The organism is Fibrobacter sp. UWH5 (assembly GCF_900142505.1).
In the GTDB taxonomy this organism is placed as follows: domain Bacteria; phylum Fibrobacterota; class Fibrobacteria; order Fibrobacterales; family Fibrobacteraceae; genus Fibrobacter.
Map to the genome: position 1 here is coordinate 66,379 of NZ_FRBB01000018.1, position 18,425 is coordinate 84,803.

Sequence of the window (18,425 nt, forward strand, 5' to 3'; positions counted from 1 at the left end):
GTTACAGCCTTATCACGCCATCGCAAAGTTTGCAGACTTCTTCACGGTGCGTAATAAAGATCATGGTCTTCTGCGGGAACGCCTCGAAGATGCGGCGGAACATTTCCTTTTCGGTATCCACATCCAGGGCGGCGCTAATTTCATCTAGCAACATGATGGATCCGCCTTGCAAAAGACCGCGGGCAACGGCGATACGTTCCGCCTGACCTTCGCTAAGACCATAGCCCCGTTCACCCAATTCCGTATCAAGACCTTCAGGCAGATCATTTACAAAATCTGCGCAGGCAATGTGCAGCGCCGCAGAAATTTCCTGGTCAGTTGCCGCAGGATTTGCCATCTGCATATTCAAGCGGAGAGAACCGCTAATCAGCGAATTACCCTGAGGAACATAAGCAAAATTTTTTCGGGTAGATTCATCGGCAGAAACTTCCCGAGGATCCGGGCTCCCTGAATAAACAATAGTCCTGCCAACGTCAGGTTTTACAAGACCAAGCATGATTCTAAAGAGTGTGGTTTTTCCAATACCGGTTTCACCCATCAGCGCCATTTTGCTGCCAGGCTTAAAATCAAGATTCAAATTTTCTAGAACTTTTCTACCGTCATCGTCATAGGCAAAGGAAACATTTTCAAAGCGGACACCTGCAGAAGGGAACGGTTCCATTGAGTGTTGCACTCGGTCAAGGTTAGCGGATTCCTGGGTCAGACGATTTTCAATAATTTCATCAACACGGTCAATACTTGCCGTAGCATGAATCAACTGAGGAGCCGAATTCAGCAAATTAAAAATGGGATGCTGAATTTGACCTACCAATTGCAAGAACGAAGTCATCACGCCAAAAGTGATTGTTCCATTTCGCAGTCCAATACCGCCCCACACAAAGGCCAGCAAATAACCAAGCCCAAAAGACAAGCCAATCAGCAGACGGACAATCACCGTAAAACGGCTACGGACAACAACGCGCCCCATTAAGCAGTCCTGCATATTGTTCAACAGTCCGCCCACAAATCCCTCGCTCACCATGGAACGGATCAGAGCGTCATTCTCGGCACACTCCTGCACATGCATCTGAACGCGGCTTTCACTTTCGCGAATTTCTGCAGTCATCTTTCGCAGACGGCGGGCAATCATTTTTCCCAGCACCAATGCAAAAGGAGTCGTCAACAGCAAGGCCCAAGCCAACCGCGGATCAAACCAGCGCATCAGCAAAAAGGCACCCACCAGCTGGATCGAAGTCACCGCCATTTGCGGCAACTTATCAAAAGTGACATCGCAAATGGTTTCCACATCCTTCATGACGCGGGACGCCACATCACCAGAATGAAGGGTTTCCTTGCCGTAAAGTTTCCGCGAAAAAATCCTTGAAAAGACAACCGCACGCAAGCGGTTAACACCACGAGTGCAAGACTTGATACCCAGATAATAATTCAGCTGTCGCAACAAAACTCCAGCCACAACGGTTCCCACCAGGAACATCACCATCACGGCAACATCATGATTGGAGCCTTCATGAATCGTCACATCGATAAAGGTCTTGCTCAACCAAATCGTAAGCAAGCCCGAAGCCACTTGGAAAACGCCAGCCATGACGCGAGCGCACATGTTCATGCGTTCGCCTCTTGAATTGCGCCACAACCAAGTCAGATATTTCATTCGACGACTTTAACCTCTTGCCACTGGGCTACAATGGCAGACACATCGGCCTTGGCCTGAGCTTCGGAAACTTCATATTCCTGGCAGAGTCTTTCAGCCAGACTATCCACAGTAAATTCGCCTTGCGACGCTTCATTCCACAAGAAAGCAGCGGTATCATTCAGGCAAAGCAGACGACCAAAATCCAGGGCACCGAGGCCCTCGCCCATAATCACCTTTTCGCCGCACACATCGCGAAGAACAAAGCCATTCTTGATTTTCATTTTACGTCCTCAAGTACAGTCAAACTTTATGAGTTATAAGATAAATTTTTAAAAGGTATCTGCGGATAGGCAAACACAAAGCCCAAAGCTTCGCACAAAAAAGACTCCACCTGGAAATCAGCGAACGGTGACGCCCCTGTTCATCCACCACACGGATGGCCTGGGCCTTTACATCTGACAACTGGCAACGTTCCCCAAAAGCCAGATTGCCATCCCCCATCAGCGTTACATTCTCACCACTGATTTTCACAATCCGATGAACCACATAACGGTTCCCCTCAACAAAGGCAAGCACCACATGGCCCACCTTCAGGTTTTCGGGTTTTACAAGAACCAGTTTTTCGCGGCCGCCCACAATAAAGGGCAACATGCTACGACCATTCACCGGGAACGTTACGCTCACGCCACTTTCTACAAGGCGGATCGCTTCCGCTATAATAACTTCATCCGTAATGTTCACTGCGCAGAAACCTCGGTAAAGGCGCCGTAGCAAACTTCGGCCGCATTCTCGTCGGGAAGGCATTCCAGATGGAACATTTTTACTTCCTGGGCAAGGCGGTTTTCTGTAGCGTGGAGGCCATCGGCCACTTTCTTATCCCAACGCATTCCAGAAATGCTCACCACCAGAGCCATATAGGCTTCAACTCCCTTTATGGGGCGAATTTTATTTTGCGGAGCCTGACTCAGGTTTACTATTCCCGCCAGCGGAACCCTGCTATTCTTATAACAGGGAGTCTTACCACTCCAAGGCGTTCCGTAGACCCAAACGCCATCCTCTTCAAGACGGACCACAGGATTGTCGTCATTCAAAAGATCAGCGTTACTGAATCGACGCAACCACATTCTCGCGTGAGTGCTCTTTCCTGTTCCGCTTTTCCCAAGGAACATGTAGCCTCGATTTTCACGAGCAATTACTGCCGAATGGAACAGCACCGTATTCTTGCAGGACGTGGCCAACGCATACAGCACCATCAGGGAATTGTTCAAGGCGAACTTTTGAAAATGAGCGGGCAAAGTTCCATTCACATAAAGCGAACCGCTCTGAAATTCATCATGACAAACGAGTACTCCAGTAGATTTTCCACCCAACAGAAATTCAAATGTCGGCAAACTTTCAGCATTTTTTCCGCAGATGATTTCTTGCCCTTCATCGACCTGACGCGTCTCTTCGACAAAATCAACCCGTACATTTTCCGTAAAAATTTCCAGCGAGAATGCTAATGGCAAACCGTCTACAGATTCCAATTTAAAGGGAGCATAGTTATCCATCGACGCGAAGAACAAAGGCGAAGCATCGTCGTTCAACTTCACCTCGAAAACATGGCCAGCCACTTTAAAAAAGGAATTCATTTTCATCACTTCATAAAGTTAGCAAACCTCTTAAGCGGCACCCATAACGCACCGCTTTATTTTCTAAATTTAGGGTATGAAAAACGCCAGTGAACTTCTTGAATTTGATGCGGGTCACTTGTGGCATCCTTATGCAGCATTACGCAACACGCCGGCCAGATTTTTGGCACGTTCCGCACAGGGAACCACCATCGAAACCGCTGACGGCTTAAAACTGATTGACGCCGTTTCTAGCTGGTGGTGTGTAGCCCACGGTCACAACTGCCCCGAAATTGTTGAAGCCATTCGCAAGCAAAGCGAAAAGATGTGCCATGTGATGTTTGGCGGTTTCACCCACGAGCCCGCCATCGAACTGGGCGAACGTCTGGTGAAGTTTTTGCCCAAGGGCCTGAACAAGATTTTCTACGCCGACTCCGGAAGCATTTCTGTGGAGTGCGCCGCCAAGATGGCAGTGCAGTACCAGTTCGCCAAGGGCCATCCTGAAAAATGCAAGCTGGTGGCGTTGAAGGGAGGCTATCACGGCGACACCGCAGGAGCCATGGCCTTAAGCGATCCCGATGGAATGCATACTCTTTTCCGCGGTATCATGCCTCAGCATTATTTTGCGGAACGCCCTAACTGCCGCGCCGACGAACCATGGGACGACCGCGACTTCGCCTCTATGGAGCAGGTAGTTGCGGAACACGAAGGTGAAATTGCAGCCATTATCTGCGAACCTGTTTTCCAGGGCGGAAACGGCATGTGGCTTTATAACGCAGGCTACCTGAAGAGACTGCGCAAGCTTTGCGACGAAAAAGGCATTCTGCTGATCTTTGATGAAATCGCCGCTGGCTTTTACCGTACCGGCCCCCGCTGGGGCATGGAACACGCCTGGGGTACCCCGGGTGCCGCGGGCAAAGATTGCGCCAATTCTGGTGAAGACTGCGCCGCCGTTTTGCCGGACATCATGACTATCGGCAAGGCTCTTACGGGCGGTCACATGACCATGGCCGCATGTGTCGCTTCTGAAATGGTGGCCGACGTCATTACCAACAGCAAGATTTCCGCATTCATGCACGGTCCTACCTACATGGCAAACCCGCTGGCCTGCGCCGCAGCAATTGCCTCCCTGGACTTGTTTGAAAATCGTGATTACGCATCACGCGTAGCCGCCATCGAAAAGCGACTCCGCGCCAATTTGGAACCGCTTCGCAATCTGGAAAATGCCGCAGACGTTCGCGTTCTCGGAGCCATCGGTTGTTTGGAACTGAAGGCTATTCCCACCAGCGACGACATCCTCCGCGTCATCAAGGAAACTGGGGTGTGGCTCCGTCCCTTCTGCAATTACGTTTACACCATGCCGCCCCTCATTACCAGCGAATCCGAAGTGGACCGCATATGCGAAGCCATCAAGATGATCGGTCAATGCGAACCTGGCCCCGTCAGCGACGACGAATTCCACGAGTAAAGATTTATGGATTACTACAGCTTGAAAATGCGCGCTTCCCAGGATGTGGAAGAAACTGGTGCAGACGGCAGCCGCAATATTCGCGAGCAACATATTTCCGGTGCAGAACGCATCGTATCTCGAGATGCTGTAGAATACGTTTGCCAGGCTATGGTACGCCGCGCCATGACTCATTCTAAAGGTGATCCAGACAAGATTAACATCAAGATCGAAAAAGTTGCCGAAGAAGACATCCAGATTTTGGATGCGCTGCCCGTCACCCGCATCGATGTGAATACTTGGCAGGAAGGTCTTGATAAGGCTTTTGAACTTGTGGGAGAAGCCGCTGCAGGCGTCCGCGAAAAGTTGCCGGAACTTCTCCGTGCTACTTATTCCATGCGTGGAGCCATGCTGTACGACATCCGCACCGGTGAACGTCTGGAACCCAACAAGGAACGTGGGGTTCGCGCCACCTACATGGATGCACTGCAGACTAACGCTGTTGACGACCGGGAGCCCTGCGGAACCGCTTCCACCAATAAGAATCATTTTAACGAAGCCATTGTTCTTGCAACAAAGGTGGCAAACGCCCCCGGCATGGTTGCAGAACTTTGCATCAGCGACGACCCGGAATACGTTACCGGTTATGTAGCCAGCAAGGAACTGGGCTATGTACGAATCATGAAGCTAAAGGAAATGGGCAGCCCCGATGGCGGCCGCATTTTCCTTTTCGACTCCAGCAAGGCCTCCGCCGAAGAATGCATTGACTTCTTACAAAAGAAAAAAGTGCTGGTGCGGTGTCCGTAACGAATCGCTCAGACCCGCAGCGAACCAGTACCAAGTCGCACAATGTACGAACTGAAAGCACACGCAGGAATTCCCCGCTCCTTGACTTTGATGCTAGCCATTATGGCGGGCATTTCTGTGGCAAACATTTATTATTGCCAGCCCCTGCTGAACATGATCCGCATGGACATGGGTCTTTCGGAATTCCATGTAAATCTCATGCCGGTGCTAACACAGGTGGGTTACGCATTAGGCCTGCTTTTCATTGTACCGCTGGGCGATATGATTGACCGCCGCCGCATTGTACTGGCGAATTTTTCCCTGCTGATTTTCGCCCTCATTACCATTTACTTTTCCAAGAACGAAGGAATGCTTCTGGCAGGCTCCTTTGTTACAGGCATCTGCTCCGTGACGCCGCAGATTTTTATTCCCATGGTTTCGCTGTTTTCGAAATCCGACGAAAAGGAACTGAAAACTGGAATGGTGTTGAGCGGACTCCTCACAGGAATTCTTGCCTCCCGCGTGTTCAGCGGTCTTATTGGGGAATGGTTCGGATGGCGCAGCATGTTCCTGATTGCAGCCGCCATGATGCTAATATCTACCGCCATCGTATTCAAGGCATTGCCCAACGTACCCACCACCTATCGCGGCACATTTTTCACCATGCTGAAATCCATCGGGGAACTTTTCCTCCGATTCCCTCAGGCAAGAATTTTCAGCATCCGCTCCGGATTCGCTTTCGGGTCTTTTCTTGCGCTATGGGCATGTCTCGCTTTCCGAATGAAGCAAGCGCCGTTCTTCCAGGACAGTAAAGCTGTTGGACTTCTGGGACTTTGCGGTATCGCCGGTGCATTAACAGCCTCTCGCATCGGCAAGTACATCAAGCGTTATGGTGTAGAAAAATTCTGCAACGCCGGAAGCCTTTTGATGGCAGCCGCATGGGCAACCTTCTACTTCGGAAATTCCAGTTACGCCGTCATCGTCGTAGGCATTATCCTCATCGATATCGGCATGCAGTTTATCCAGCTGGGCAACCAAAGTTCCGTGATGAAACTTTGCCCCGAGGCCACCAGCCGCATGAACACCATCTTCATGACCATCTATTTCATTGGCGGTTCCCTCGGAACATTCCTGGCAGGAACCTTCTGGACACTCTGGGGCTGGAACGGAACAGTGCTGGCAGGCCTATTGCTTACCGCACTGTCTTTTGGGACGACGTTGATTAGTTACTGCAGAAAATAATTCGTGCCTATTTATTGTGAATCATTTTCATTCGCAAAACTTGATGATTCACTTTTGCCTGCAGGAAATAGATTCCATTAGGAAGTCCACTCATATGAGGTTTGGCATTTAGAACTTCACCAGCATATTCTGCATTGAAAGACGCTACGCGGTGCCCTTGCAGATCAAATACTTGAACTTGAGCCATTCCTGCATTTTGTAGGTGCAAGGAGTTTGCAATCACCTGCGGGTCTTCCGAATCATCAGAAGAATCGTCGGATTTTTCACCGGCAGAATCGTCACCGGGATTTTCGGAAGAATCTTCAGAGGGATCCTCATCCACGATGGATTCGTCAGTTGCAAGCACAATGCCCTTCATGTCAAATTCAAGCTGGTCAATATTGGGGCCGCCCTGTTCTGAAACAGATTGCAACTTCAGAACATTCACGCCCTTATTCAGTGAAATCTTGATTGCCACGGAATCCCAGGTTGTCCAATCTGCGGTAGGCGGGAATGTGGCGACACCATAGCTTTCATCATTGACGAACAGTTCCATCTTGCGGGTATCCGTCTTGCCGTGGGCATAGCGGAGAACCAGAGTGACACCTTCCTGGGCAGAGGGAGAATACAAATTCCAGATGCCATAGCTGGTAACAATGTTGTCGAAATTGAAGTAGCAGTCACCAACAAAGCCACCGTTAGTTGTTTCGCAAACGCCAACGCCATCAGTGGGGACACCTGCCTCTATGCTGGACAAAACGCTCACTGCGGAATTTTCAATCTTAGCTTCTGCAAGAACCGTAATGCTTGCAGTGCGTGTGGCGGGATCCACTTCATCGGAACCACCCTTGGTAACAATGTTGATTTCGTAAACACCTGCTTTTGTAGGAGTACCGCTAATGACATAACGGGAGTTTGTGGCATCCAGCTTTGCAGTCACACCATCAGGCAACCCCGTGATGGTAAGACCATCGCAGTTGCTGTAACCGAAGGCGTATTCCGTAATGGCGTCGCCCAGCATAATGGTCTGGAAACTAGAGCCTGCACCCTGTTTCTGGATGGCAGGAATTCTAGGACCAGCTTCGCCACCCACCAGCATAATGTCCGGAGTAGGAGCCTTGTCGGCACCAGCACCCAGCCAGAAACCGAGATGAGGCGGCTGGTTGTAGGCGGTATTCTGCCAGCTCATTCCCAAGCGATAGATCGGGTCATGGGCAAGAGTATAAAGGCGATGTGTGGTAGGAATTGTCGTGGTATAAACGTAGAGCTTGGAAGCGCCATCGTGAAGGATGACTTCTTCACGCCAGTCACCGAAAAGGTCTCCGCTGAAGTTGGGAGTTGCCTTAGTGGAATTGCAGCTATTGCCTTCCAAAGTCATCAAGTCACCAAACTTCTTGCTGGAATAATTCCACTTACTAATCTTGTTTCCATCCAAAAGTTCATCCTGAAGGTCGCCATCCCAATAGATGCGGAAATTGACGGAGTAGCGACTTCCCAGAACTTTACCTTTTGCGGAATATACGTTGCCATCGGCAGTACTCCACATTTCATAACCGCGGCTAGTGCTGTCTACGTCGGCGGCGAGGCCACGGCCATTATCAGCATCGCTGTTGGAACTCCACAGGATTGCTCCGGTGCGGGCATCGTGCAGGTCGTATCCGTAGGGCTTTTCTTCGTGAACTTCCCATACTTCAAGGCCTTCGTGATCCGGATCCAAGTCGCCCAAGTGCATGGCGTCGCCATGACCCTTGCCGGTACGGTACATGAACTTTCCGTTATGATCGATGGCGCAAGCACCTTCGATGATTTCATCAAAGCCATCACCATCCACATCACCTGCAGAAAGATTGTGATTGCCCATGCCGTAACATTCGCCGCCCTTGGTAGCGGCATTGTAATACCAACGCTGGCTCAAAGTTTTTCCGTCCCAGTCGTAAGCGGCAATTGCCATACGGGTGTAGTAACCACGCTGGAAAACCATGCTGGGTTTCTGTCCATCCAAATAGGCGTTAGTTGCCAGGAAACGGTCTACGCGGTTGCCGTAGGAATCGCCCCAGCTGGAAACTGTTCCGCGAGCGGGATTGTAATTGACCGTAGCCAATTCCACACCGGTCTCGCCATTGAACAAAGTCAAATATTCATTACCGCCCAGAATGTAGCCGTTGGAATTGCGGTAATCCTTGGTGTGGTTTGTTTCGCTGGCGGCAGCGCCCTTGCTAATGTACTTGCCGGAACCATCCTTTGTGCCAGGGGCTGTTTTCATGGCCACTTCAGCCTTGCCATCGCTATCGTAGTCGCCCACCAGAATCTGGGTATAGTGAGCACCTGCGCGAATATTTACGCCTAGGTCAATGCGCCAAAGTTTTTTGCCATTGAACTTATAGCAATCCACAAACACGTTGCCGGTCTTTCCCTTCTGGGAATTGTCCTTGGAATTGCTAGGATCCCACTTCAAAATCAGTTCATATTCGCCATCGCCATCTACATCACCTACGGCGATATCGTTAGGGCTGTAAGTATAATCGGAACCACCCGCGGGGCGATCCAGATTAACAACCAGCTGCTGGGAACCCCACACAGAGACAGTCTTGTCTGCAGATTTTTCAACGCCGTTCACAACCGGGCGTACATAATACTTACTAGCGCTTGTACCTTGAGCATCCGTATAATTGCTGGCGGCTTTTCCATCGAAGCTTGCGATTTTTGCGCCATCACGATAGAGGTTAAAACCAGTGGTATTGCCGTCGGTACCCAAAACGCGCCAACTGAGGTAAACGCCCCCGCTAGTCTTCACAGCCACCAGGCCGCGATCCAGATTTTCCATTTGACGAGTTGCGTTTGCAACACCAAAACCCATTACAAGCGTAAGGCCTGCACACACCATAAACCTTTTCATAAACATCCCTTGGGAACCCAAACACCATTTTCCGGGATTTCCCAAACCTAAAGATACTCGGTATTACCGCACATGTACACCTCAACAAAATTTTTCTGTTGTCCAGCGACAACGCGTAGTCTATAGACAACTCTTTGATTTTATTAGGGATACGATTTTGCAGTGACCGAAAATATTTTTGAAGAAAATTCCAAATGAAATGGATTTTTGGGAGTGCAAAATGTTTGGATTGGGTAAATTCGTGATTGTGGCAGGAACCGCTTCCGCCATTGCAGCAACACCTACTATCAAGGTAGATTTTGACCAGAGTGGTCGAAATAGTTCCGAAGTCACTGAGGGCAATTACATCCCCTGGGTAGTTACCGGGGCGATCTCCAAAGACACGACTTTAAGTGGAGTCAAGATTACCATAAACAAGGGCAGTGCGGGAACTGCTCTAAAAACAAACTGGTACAAGGCTTCTATCCAATCGCCCTATTACGCAAAGTTGGTTGGAGATGGCGTCACCGTAGATGGCGGAAATTCCGGCGGAGAAATCAGCCTTACTTTCTCTGGACTTTCTGCAGGAACTCACAGCCTTCTCGCCTACTTGAATAATGTGGACGCGCCCGAAGCCTTTAACTACAGCAATATTGATGTCTACGTCAACGGGACAAAAAAGATAACCGTCAAGCCATCCAATCGAGCCCTCACCACAGAGAACGCTGCAACAGCCTACGTTTCCTTTGAGGTAACTTTTGCAGGCAGCGCCACCATCAAGTTCGTTCCCAGCACATCCAACGCAACATTTCGCAACGTGACTCTTAACGGATTCGCCTTGAATGTTCCCAATTCCGCAGCACAATCTTCCGGCCCGATTCCTGCTGATTTAAACGATCATGCTGCCCACAATAATGGGGACTTGACCTTGTCCTGGACGGCAGCAGTTTCCGCAAAGAAACATCAGGTTTATTTCGGTACCGATTCAGCCGCAGTACTTGCAGCAACTTCAAAGAGCGCAGAATACAAAGGCGAACAAACCGAAACAACATTCAAGGTCACTGGAACGAATCCTCTAAACTCCTATTTCTGGCGCGTTGACGAAGTGGATGCCAACGGCACCATCACCAAGGGCGATGTCTGGAAATTCCGCATCGGGCGTTTGGCTTTTGAAGGTGCTGAAGGTTATGGGCGCAATGCAGTGGGCGGCCGCGGCGGAAAAATCGTCTATGTTACCAACCTGAATGATTCCGGCGTAGGCTCCTTTCGCGAAGCTGTTACCAACGATATCGGCCCCCGCACTATCGTTTTCAAGGTGGCAGGCGTTATCAATTTGAAATCCCGTTTGGTGCTGAGCAGTAACTATGTGACTGTAGCAGGCCAGACGGCACCCGGCAAGGGCATCACCATTACAGGCGCTCCCTTCGGTATTACCGGTAACGATTGCGTTGTCCGCTTTATGCGTGTTCGCCGCGGTTTTGCAAGCACTACCGAAGAACAGAACCGCGGCCTTGACGGCATGGGAATCACAGGCGCAAACCATAGCATTATTGACCATTCCTCCATCAGCTGGACTACCGACGAAGCGTTCAGCAGCCGTGGGGCAAAGAACATCACGCTGCAGCGCACCCTCATTTCAGAAGCGCTGAATATTGCAGGCCACCCCAATTATCCTGCAGGTACGGCCCACGGGTATGCCGCTACCATCGGGGGCGACGTCGGCAGTTTCCATCACAACCTGCTGGCCCATAATGATGGCCGCAACTGGAGCATGGGCGGCGGGCTGGACGCCAACGGCAATTACGCAGGCAAGCTGGACATTTTCAACAATGTGGTTTACAACTGGATTGACCGCGTTACTGATGGCGGCGCACATAACGTGAACTTCGTAGGCAATTACTATAAGGAAGGGGCAGCCACCACATTGCATGGCTACACACTCCGCGCCCAGCTGGAAGGCACCGGCGGCGGAACCCAGGAATACTACTACCATAACAATGTGCTGCAGGCGGCGAACGGCTCCTTCACCTGCGATGGCACCAACGACAACTGCGGTCGCGAATACCAAAAGTACGATAAGCAGGTACTGAACTGGACCGTTTTCGTCAACAAGCCTTACTTTGATTCCTACGCCACTATCCAGAGCGCAAAGGCTGCCTACAAGGACGTTCTAAGCGATGTGGGCCTGAACCGCACCGTCATTGACGATCACGACGCCCGCATGATTAACGAAGTCAAGACCGGCACTTACAAGTACACCGGTTCCGTCGGCAAGAAGCCCGGCATTCCCGACCGCGAAAGCGACGTGGGCGGCCTGGAAAATTATCCTAGCGTAAGCATGGCAAATAATTTTGACTCCGATGCTGACGGACTTCCGGACTGGTGGGAAAATATGTACGGTCTGAATGCCGCTTCGGCAAAGGGAGACTTCAGCGACGCCAACAAGGATCGTCTCGGCGATGGCTGGACGGAACTGGAACGCTACCTGGAATGGCTTGCCCGCGCAAACTTCACCTTCGAAAAAGGCGAAACCCAGACCATCGATTTGTCCCAATACACCAAAGGCTACGATGGCGGAACCTATACACTTTCCGGGATTCCCGCTGGCGTAACCGCAACGGTAAGCGGCTCCAAGATGACCGTGAAACTGTCCGACACTTTTGCAGGCGTTGGCTACATTACCTTTACCCTGAAGGACAATGCCGGCGACACCTATTCCCGCAAGATCGGCGTTACCCAGAAATTGGCTGCAGTATCCGCACAGGATCCGGAACCCGGTGTAATTACCGAAACAGAAGAACCCGATGACGATGACGATATCACATCCGTTGCCGCATTGAAACAAAAAGCATTCCATGTCGCCGTCCAGAACAACATTATCCATCTTTACGGATTGCCCCGCAATGTTTCTATCAGCGTGACGGATTTGAGCGGAAAGCACCTAATGACTTCCAAGTCAATCGTTTCCGTAAACGGCTCCGCCATTGTGAACCTGAATGACTATAGCAGAGGCTCCTACCTAGTGAATATCCGCGGCCTTTCCAATAATGGTTCTCGGGTCAATAGGAGCATGCAAGTACAGGTGAGATAGACAAGTGTAGCGATGTACATTGTAAAACCCGAGACGCAATAACAGCAAACTCGGGCAAACGCAAAAGAACATCGCAGCACTGTTCGACGAACTGAATCATTTTGCGCACCCTGAAAAAATTCTTGTTCTGTTCGACGAAATCGATGCCATAGCCCTTGATAGAACCAGTTCCCAGGACCTTCGCGAAATGGGCCGTGCCACGTCGGCTATCCTCAAGGGATTTGACAACCTCAACGAACAGATTACCATTATCGCCACGACGAACCTTTTCAAGCATTTTGACAAGGCGCTTTCCCGCCGTTTCGATTCCATTGTTGATTTCAATAGATACACTCAGGATGATTTGCAAGAAATTGCAGAATCTATTCTGAACAATTTCCTCGATGATTTCAAAATTGTTGGACGGAACTCTCGTCTCTTCCAAAAAATTATTAACCTGAACAAAAAACTGCCCTGCCCCGCTGATTTAAGAAAAATCATCAAGGCCGACATCACATTCAGCGACACAAACATCGAATGTGACTATCTCAAAAACATTTATAAATCATTCGTCGGCAAAGCTCCAGACAACTTGCAACTATTGCAAACGCAGGGTTTTACCGTTCGCGAAATAGAAATACTCTCCGGCATATCTAAAAGCCATGTATCGCGAATCCTGAATGGCGAGGGGCAAATAAAAACCGCACCTAAGGAACATCAGAAATGCCGTTCTTTGGGTGCGACCAATTTGCTATTTCATAAACCTAAAAAGAAAATTAACCTTGCAGAAGTGTACCGCAAGGCTGAAGAAGAAATCGTGTGGAAATAGAGCGACTGCTCGCGGGGAATATATAATCTCATCTAAAAAAGAGGGTCTGAACAAGTCCCTCTTTGCGTTGAAATTAACGTTCCTTTCTCACACCTTTAAACGGAGTTCCGTTTTGTTTTGCATCCATAAATCGACCTGTTTCAGCATTTCGCTTAATATATAGGCCTGTTTTAGGATTAAAGGTTTGCGAACGAGAACGAACCGCCCCATTTCTATGATTGTCACCTGACGGTGGATTTGTCGCCATTTTATTTTCTCCTTACATTTAGAATAAAACACCATTGTTTTATTCGACATCATTAATGCAAATTCCATGCAAACAATCAAAAATATCGAAATCACGGTTTTTCGGAACTAAAACAGCGACTTTGGCGGTCACCACGTTTCAATACTGAACAAAAAAGCAAGTATTGTTTCGTTTTGAAACCTTTTCTCATTTTTCAAGATAAAACCTTGATTTTCGCGCAAAAATAATGTAAATTTTGAGAAAATCTCTCGAAGTTCAAGGATAGCGACTAATGCTTTTATCGTTTACTGTTGGCAATTTCCGATCATTTAAAGAGAACAAGACATTTTCCATGAGGGCGGCCTCCATCCAAGAACTCAAGGAATTTGTGCGCGAAGACTGTAGCGAAAGCATTCTGCCCGTTACGGCCATTTACGGAGCCAACTCTAGCGGCAAAAGCAATCTTCTTACAGCCATGATGGCTATGAAAAGCCTATTGTTGTCTTCTATAAAAACGAATCCCACAGAAGATCTTGAAACCGACATATTTAAACTAGATGAAGCATACTCCCAAGAGCCTACTCATTTTGAAGTTGTATGCACTATAGAATCAAAAATATACCGCTACGGTTTTGAGTATAATGCCAAAAAAATATTGAAAGAATGGCTTTATGACGCCACCAAGGGGAAAGAAAAACTACTCTTCACTCGCAACGAAAATGGAATAGGAGTAGACGACAAATTCGCGGAAGGCAAAGGTAAAGAAGAAATGACCACAGACAATAAACTTTTCCTTTCTGTGGTCGCCAACTTTAATGGAAAAACATCTTATTCCGTCATGAACTGGTTTCAACATTTCAACATCATTTCTGGAATAAATGATGAGGATTTTAAATTTTTCTCCATAGACTATATCACAAAAGATTCACCCGAATCAGCCAAGGCGAAAAGCTTCTTGGGAAGTATGGATTTGGGATTCTCAAGTCTGAAAAAGACAGAATTGAATTTCGAAGACACGTTCCCCCCTAATTTCCCTGAAGATTTAAGAAAAGATTTATTAAAAAAATATCCTAATTCAAAGACACCCTTTTTAAAATCTGGGCACATGGTTCATTTAAACGACGGATCCTCTACAGAACAATTTTTCTCTGTAGAAGAGATGGAATCTGAAGGAACAAAAAAAATACTCAATATGTCCGGTCCTATTATGGACACATTAGCAAACGGTTATACACTCGTCATTGATGAACTCGATGCAAAGTTGCACCCGTTATTAACAAGAAAGATTATTGAGACATTCAATTCTCCGGAAACCAACCCAAACAAAGCTCAATTGATTTTTGCAACACACGATACAAACCTTTTAAGCAATAAAATATTACGACGAGACCAAATCTGGTTTGCAGAAAAAGACAGAAACGACGAGTCAACGGACATTTATCCGCTGAGCGACATCAGGGAACAGAACGGCGACAAAATCAGAAACGATCGTGTTTATGAAAAGGATTATATAAATGGTAAATATGGCGCAATACCTTTCTTAAGGAGTTAAGATGAAAAAACTCTCATTAGAGGAAATTGCACAGGAAGAGCTACTGCATGCCAAACGAGTTGAACTAGAATCGCAAAAGAAGGAACGATTTGTAAAGCTCACGTTTTTGATTGCAACCGAAGGCACACAAACAGAACCAAATTATTTCAATGCGCTCAAAACGGAACTCGAAAAGTCAAACCGGTTCAACATAGAAGTTTCTGTACAGGGCAAAGGAAAATCGACGACAGCGCTTGTCGGCAAAGTTTATCGTCAAATAAAATACAACCACCAGGAATACGACCGAGTTTGGGTAGTCTTCGATAGGGACGAATTTCCTGATTTTGACGAAGCCATCCAACAAGCCACGGAACACAAGATCAATTGCGCTTGGTCAAACGAAAGTTTTGAACTGTGGTTGCTGCTGCATTTCAGAGATGTTACTCAAAGAACGAACCGCAAAGACCTTTGTGATTTACTTGAAAAATCCATCCGCAATGAACTGCACAAAACCGCTCCGACTGCCCTCTATGATTATTCCAAAGGCAATGAGAAAATCTACGAACATGTAACAACACTTGGAAGCGAAGCCGATGCCTTTACAAGGGCAAACGCCCTTAAGAAGAATTACAAAGATTCCGTAGATGCGCCGAGTACGCAAAACCCATGCACACTCGTAGATGAACTGGTATTTGAACTTAGGAATCCTGAATTGACAGCAGAAAAAGTCCGAAAAGAAGAAATGAAAGAAAGTTCAGGCCAGTAAAGAGTCTTTGTCTTTGCAATGAAGCTTGGTTCTGATTTGGAGATTTTTGATATAAGCTTTCAAAAGCCTCCAGCGAAAGAATCAAGTCGGCGCGATTCTTCTTGTTGGCAACATGAACAGCCTCTCGAATTTCAAAATTCAAATCACCTAACTGCTTACGGAACTTTGCAATGGCCTCCGTATTTCCACAAGCCATTTTTATGGCAAAGATCGGCGAAACACCATCCTGCTCAAAATCATCATACTCATAACTCACCCTATTTAAGTTGTTTTATCGCTCCATATTTTTCCAAATAGAGCTTCTTGTTCGGGCCCTAAATGTAATACCATTTTTTCATTAATAAGATTCTGAATTTCTTTGCTGTATGTTGACAGCCTGTCATATGCGATGAAAACTTGTTTTTTACAAACATCATATTGCTTAAATAAATTTTCTAGCGGTTCATCAGCAATATTTTTAAACAAAACAGAGTCGTGAATCAATACAGGAAGTTTAGTTTGTTCAAGAATACACAAGTCAAATAAAATTAAATTTTTATATTGTGTCCCTGTTCCGTCATCATTGAATGTACTAAACACATATCCTTTTGAATCAAAGAATATAGCTGGAGGATTCTTATCCACATTAAACAAACATGAATTCTTTTCACTTAGATAGACATTTATTCTATTTGCAATATTCTCTAAAATCTCTTTTTGTTGTCCTTGCAGGCGATCTTTTAAACTTTTTTTCTCTTTATTCAAAGATGCCATTCTCTCATAACTTTCATTTTCTTTCCTCACAAGCTCCTTTTTTGAAAAAATGTTTCCTATTCGTTCCATTACAAGAGTAGGCACATTACGCTCTTTCGCCATAGATTCAATATGCTCATCAATACTAGAAATTTCTTGTTCACACTGCAAAATCAAAGTGTCAACATACGCGATCGTTTCACGGATTTCACTTTCTAATATCTTGTTTATCTTTTTATGAAATTCGTCAACTTCCTGTATTTTTCTTTCATTACAATCGGGAAAGTATGTCTTTAACGCACTTAAAAATTTTTCATTTAAAATAGAACTAGGAACTTTACTATTCAATTGATCTTCGTACTGAGCTCTTTTTGCGCGGTAATTAGACAACCTTATTTTTTGCAAAGATCTTTCCCTTTTTAAGGGAACGATAGTTTCAGGTTCAATAGAATCCAGAGTAATTAAATTTTTTCTCAATTCATCCGTCAACTCTTGATATTCTTTATCGCAGCGTTCTTTTTCTTTTAAATTTTTTTCATATTTCAGTTTATTAATTTTTGGAGTAAAGCCCATTTTTATGGACTTTCCCAAAGCAGAATACATATCCGACTTTTCTTTAAAACACCTTTGCAACTCTGAAATCGGGCCATAGGAATCATAAACTTTCACAATCCTATTCAACGCATTTTCCATACTATCTGCATCATACATTTTCAATGGCATTTTTTCATGCAAATTTTCACGATGATAAATTCTATGAAAAGTATTTATAAATTCTCGAAAAGAAATATAGGCGTTATCTATTTGATATTTTTCTTTCAAAAAATCATAATATCTTTCTAAAGACCAAGATTTTATTTCTTTATAAGAACTAGAACATACTAAAACTTCATTCGTTCGTTCTGTAGATCTGCCAAAAAAATGCCTCTCTTCATCAAATTCAAATGCAAAATAAATTGTATGTAACCCAACATTTCTTTGTACATCTTTCAGTTTATCAACATAATCATTTCCTCCAAAAACAAAATCTATTATCATCAAAAAAGTTGATTTGCCTATTGAATTTGACGCATCATTTTCTCCCAAAACAACATTTAAGCCCTGCTTGAATGAAATTTTTTTTGCTTTGTTTTTAAATTTATCACAACATATTTCAAGCAACATAACTCAGCACTCCTGTATCATCAATATTAATTTTTCCTAGATAAAACAATATGTCTAAAGCATCGCAAAAATCAACAATTGAAGAAAAATCATCTTCTAATTTTTCATACAATGTATGAACAGAATAGTTTGCGACACTCAATTCATTTAGAATAACGACAAAATCATAAACAAAACTCTCTCGAACCGAGTATAATTTATTCGGTAATTTCATCGAAGACCTCACAATTTTGAACAAAATAAGAAATAAATATTTCGCAAGCCACTTCATCATCAGAGCCGGTTTTTGACAAAATCCATTTTTTTAATTCTGATAGAACTTCTGATTTTTTTTGATTTAGATTTGCAATTTTTTTATATGCAGCACGAACAGCCGTAGCAACCTCATCAAAATCTAATTGCTTCGCTTCTGACAATTCCTTAAAATATTGTTTTATAATTTGGCGATTTCTAATCGCTAACGCATAATGTTGAACTTTTTCAAAAGATACTCATTTGGTGTTAGGTAGTCAAGCCTTTTTCTTGGTCTATTGTT

Annotated in this window: 16 protein-coding genes and 1 pseudogene; 7 read left to right on the plus strand and 10 right to left on the minus strand. The window is 46.1% G+C overall.

The annotated features are described in order from the left end of the window. Nucleotide 1: 1 nt before the first annotated feature. Genes BUB38_RS12800 through BUB38_RS12815 form a run of 4 tightly spaced genes read right to left on the minus strand, consistent with a single transcriptional unit; the run spans nucleotide 2 to nucleotide 3,264 of the window. Nucleotides 2-1,651, minus strand: coding sequence for an ABC transporter ATP-binding protein (locus BUB38_RS12800; protein WP_073161132.1), 1,650 nt, complete (start codon nucleotides 1,649-1,651; stop codon nucleotides 2-4). Next, entirely contained in the window at nucleotides 1,648-1,914 is a 267-nt protein-coding gene (locus BUB38_RS12805; RefSeq protein WP_073161133.1) for a PqqD family protein, read from the minus strand. Before BUB38_RS12805 ends, BUB38_RS12800 begins: the two co-directional genes overlap by 4 nt. Before the next feature lie 19 nt (nucleotides 1,915-1,933). Continuing rightward, nucleotides 1,934-2,374, minus strand: a complete 441-nt coding sequence (locus BUB38_RS12810) for a S24/S26 family peptidase (RefSeq protein WP_217650887.1) — start codon at nucleotides 2,372-2,374, stop codon at nucleotides 1,934-1,936. After that, entirely contained in the window at nucleotides 2,371-3,264 is an 894-nt protein-coding gene (locus BUB38_RS12815) for a hypothetical protein (RefSeq protein WP_217650888.1), read from the minus strand. The genes BUB38_RS12810 and BUB38_RS12815 overlap by 4 nt, the downstream gene beginning before the upstream one ends. 76 nt (nucleotides 3,265-3,340) lie before the next feature. On the opposite strand from BUB38_RS12815, the gene bioA reads away from it, so the two are divergent. From bioA to BUB38_RS12830, 3 genes are read left to right on the plus strand one after another with little or no spacing between them, the layout of a single operon-like run. Further along, entirely contained in the window at nucleotides 3,341-4,711 is a 1,371-nt protein-coding gene (bioA, locus tag BUB38_RS12820) for an adenosylmethionine--8-amino-7-oxononanoate transaminase (protein ID WP_073161135.1), read from the plus strand. Between the two features lie 6 nt (nucleotides 4,712-4,717). Beyond that, complete coding sequence (locus tag BUB38_RS12825; RefSeq protein ID WP_073161136.1) at nucleotides 4,718-5,497, plus strand: 6-carboxyhexanoate--CoA ligase; 780 nt, start codon at nucleotides 4,718-4,720, stop codon at nucleotides 5,495-5,497. A 42-nt stretch (nucleotides 5,498-5,539) separates the two neighbouring features. Continuing rightward, on the plus strand, nucleotides 5,540-6,718 hold the full coding sequence (locus BUB38_RS12830) for an MFS transporter (protein WP_073161137.1): 1,179 nt from the start codon (nucleotides 5,540-5,542) through the stop codon (nucleotides 6,716-6,718). Nucleotides 6,719-6,725: 7 nt separating this feature from the next. Here BUB38_RS12830 and BUB38_RS12835 read toward each other — a convergent pair whose 3' ends face one another. Next, the gene (locus tag BUB38_RS12835) at nucleotides 6,726-9,593 is read right to left on the minus strand and encodes a rhamnogalacturonan lyase family protein (protein WP_139258446.1); all 2,868 of its coding nucleotides are present in this window, start codon (nucleotides 9,591-9,593) and stop codon (nucleotides 6,726-6,728) included. Nucleotides 9,594-9,813: 220 nt separating this feature from the next. Here BUB38_RS12835 and BUB38_RS12840 point away from each other — a divergent pair, with 220 nt between their 5' ends. After that, on the plus strand, nucleotides 9,814-12,663 hold the full coding sequence (locus tag BUB38_RS12840; protein ID WP_073161138.1) for a T9SS type A sorting domain-containing protein: 2,850 nt from the start codon (nucleotides 9,814-9,816) through the stop codon (nucleotides 12,661-12,663). 58 nt (nucleotides 12,664-12,721) lie between these two features. Beyond that, nucleotides 12,722-13,471, plus strand: a pseudogene (locus BUB38_RS12845) (AAA family ATPase); the annotation flags it as partial. A gap of 87 nt (nucleotides 13,472-13,558) precedes the next feature. Here the strand turns inward: BUB38_RS12845 and BUB38_RS16410 are convergent. Next, the gene (locus BUB38_RS16410) at nucleotides 13,559-13,786 is read right to left on the minus strand and encodes a hypothetical protein (RefSeq protein WP_175547688.1); all 228 of its coding nucleotides are present in this window, start codon (nucleotides 13,784-13,786) and stop codon (nucleotides 13,559-13,561) included. Nucleotides 13,787-13,989: 203 nt separating this feature from the next. Between BUB38_RS16410 and BUB38_RS12850 the strand changes: the two genes are divergently transcribed. Further along, entirely contained in the window at nucleotides 13,990-15,249 is a 1,260-nt protein-coding gene (locus BUB38_RS12850) for an AAA family ATPase (protein WP_073161140.1), read from the plus strand. A 1-nt stretch (nucleotide 15,250) separates the two neighbouring features. Then, on the plus strand, nucleotides 15,251-15,994 hold the full coding sequence (locus BUB38_RS12855; RefSeq protein ID WP_073161141.1) for an RloB family protein: 744 nt from the start codon (nucleotides 15,251-15,253) through the stop codon (nucleotides 15,992-15,994). Here the strand turns inward: BUB38_RS12855 and BUB38_RS16100 are convergent. Genes BUB38_RS16100 through BUB38_RS16105 form a run of 4 tightly spaced genes read right to left on the minus strand, consistent with a single transcriptional unit; the run spans nucleotide 15,927 to nucleotide 18,345 of the window. Further along, nucleotides 15,927-16,250 (minus strand): hypothetical protein, encoded by a 324-nt coding sequence (locus BUB38_RS16100; RefSeq protein WP_139258447.1) that lies wholly within the window; start codon nucleotides 16,248-16,250, stop codon nucleotides 15,927-15,929. The two genes, BUB38_RS12855 and BUB38_RS16100, sit on opposite strands and share 68 nt — an antisense overlap. Nucleotides 16,251-16,255: 5 nt before the next feature. Next, nucleotides 16,256-17,890, minus strand: a complete 1,635-nt coding sequence (locus BUB38_RS12860) for a DUF2326 domain-containing protein (RefSeq protein WP_073161142.1) — start codon at nucleotides 17,888-17,890, stop codon at nucleotides 16,256-16,258. Then, entirely contained in the window at nucleotides 17,880-18,104 is a 225-nt protein-coding gene (locus BUB38_RS12865; RefSeq protein WP_073161148.1) for an ABC-three component system middle component 7, read from the minus strand. Before BUB38_RS12865 ends, BUB38_RS12860 begins: the two co-directional genes overlap by 11 nt. Beyond that, nucleotides 18,088-18,345 (minus strand): ABC-three component system protein, encoded by a 258-nt coding sequence (locus tag BUB38_RS16105; protein WP_371328339.1) that lies wholly within the window; start codon nucleotides 18,343-18,345, stop codon nucleotides 18,088-18,090. Before BUB38_RS16105 ends, BUB38_RS12865 begins: the two co-directional genes overlap by 17 nt. Nucleotides 18,346-18,425: the final 80 nt, after the last annotated feature.

Bases quoted from the DNA above. Each gene is read 5' to 3' on its own strand.
- BUB38_RS12825 (WP_073161136.1), top strand. From the start codon at position 4,718: ATGGATTACTACAGCTTGAAAATGCGCGCTTCCCAGGATGTGGAAGAA.
- BUB38_RS16410 (WP_175547688.1), bottom strand. From the start codon at position 13,786: ATGGAATTTGCATTAATGATGTCGAATAAAACAATGGTGTTTTATTCT.
- BUB38_RS12835 (WP_139258446.1), bottom strand. From the start codon at position 9,593: ATGAAAAGGTTTATGGTGTGTGCAGGCCTTACGCTTGTAATGGGTTTT.
- BUB38_RS12800 (WP_073161132.1), bottom strand. From the start codon at position 1,651: ATGAAATATCTGACTTGGTTGTGGCGCAATTCAAGAGGCGAACGCATG.
- BUB38_RS12855 (WP_073161141.1), top strand. From the start codon at position 15,251: ATGAAAAAACTCTCATTAGAGGAAATTGCACAGGAAGAGCTACTGCAT.
- BUB38_RS12850 (WP_073161140.1), top strand. From the start codon at position 13,990: ATGCTTTTATCGTTTACTGTTGGCAATTTCCGATCATTTAAAGAGAAC.
- BUB38_RS12830 (WP_073161137.1), top strand. From the start codon at position 5,540: ATGTACGAACTGAAAGCACACGCAGGAATTCCCCGCTCCTTGACTTTG.
- BUB38_RS12805 (WP_073161133.1), bottom strand. From the start codon at position 1,914: ATGAAAATCAAGAATGGCTTTGTTCTTCGCGATGTGTGCGGCGAAAAG.
- BUB38_RS12815 (WP_217650888.1), bottom strand. From the start codon at position 3,264: ATGAATTCCTTTTTTAAAGTGGCTGGCCATGTTTTCGAGGTGAAGTTG.
- BUB38_RS12840 (WP_073161138.1), top strand. From the start codon at position 9,814: ATGTTTGGATTGGGTAAATTCGTGATTGTGGCAGGAACCGCTTCCGCC.
- BUB38_RS12865 (WP_073161148.1), bottom strand. From the start codon at position 18,104: ATGAAATTACCGAATAAATTATACTCGGTTCGAGAGAGTTTTGTTTAT.
- bioA (WP_073161135.1), top strand. From the start codon at position 3,341: ATGAAAAACGCCAGTGAACTTCTTGAATTTGATGCGGGTCACTTGTGG.
- BUB38_RS12860 (WP_073161142.1), bottom strand. From the start codon at position 17,890: ATGTTGCTTGAAATATGTTGTGATAAATTTAAAAACAAAGCAAAAAAA.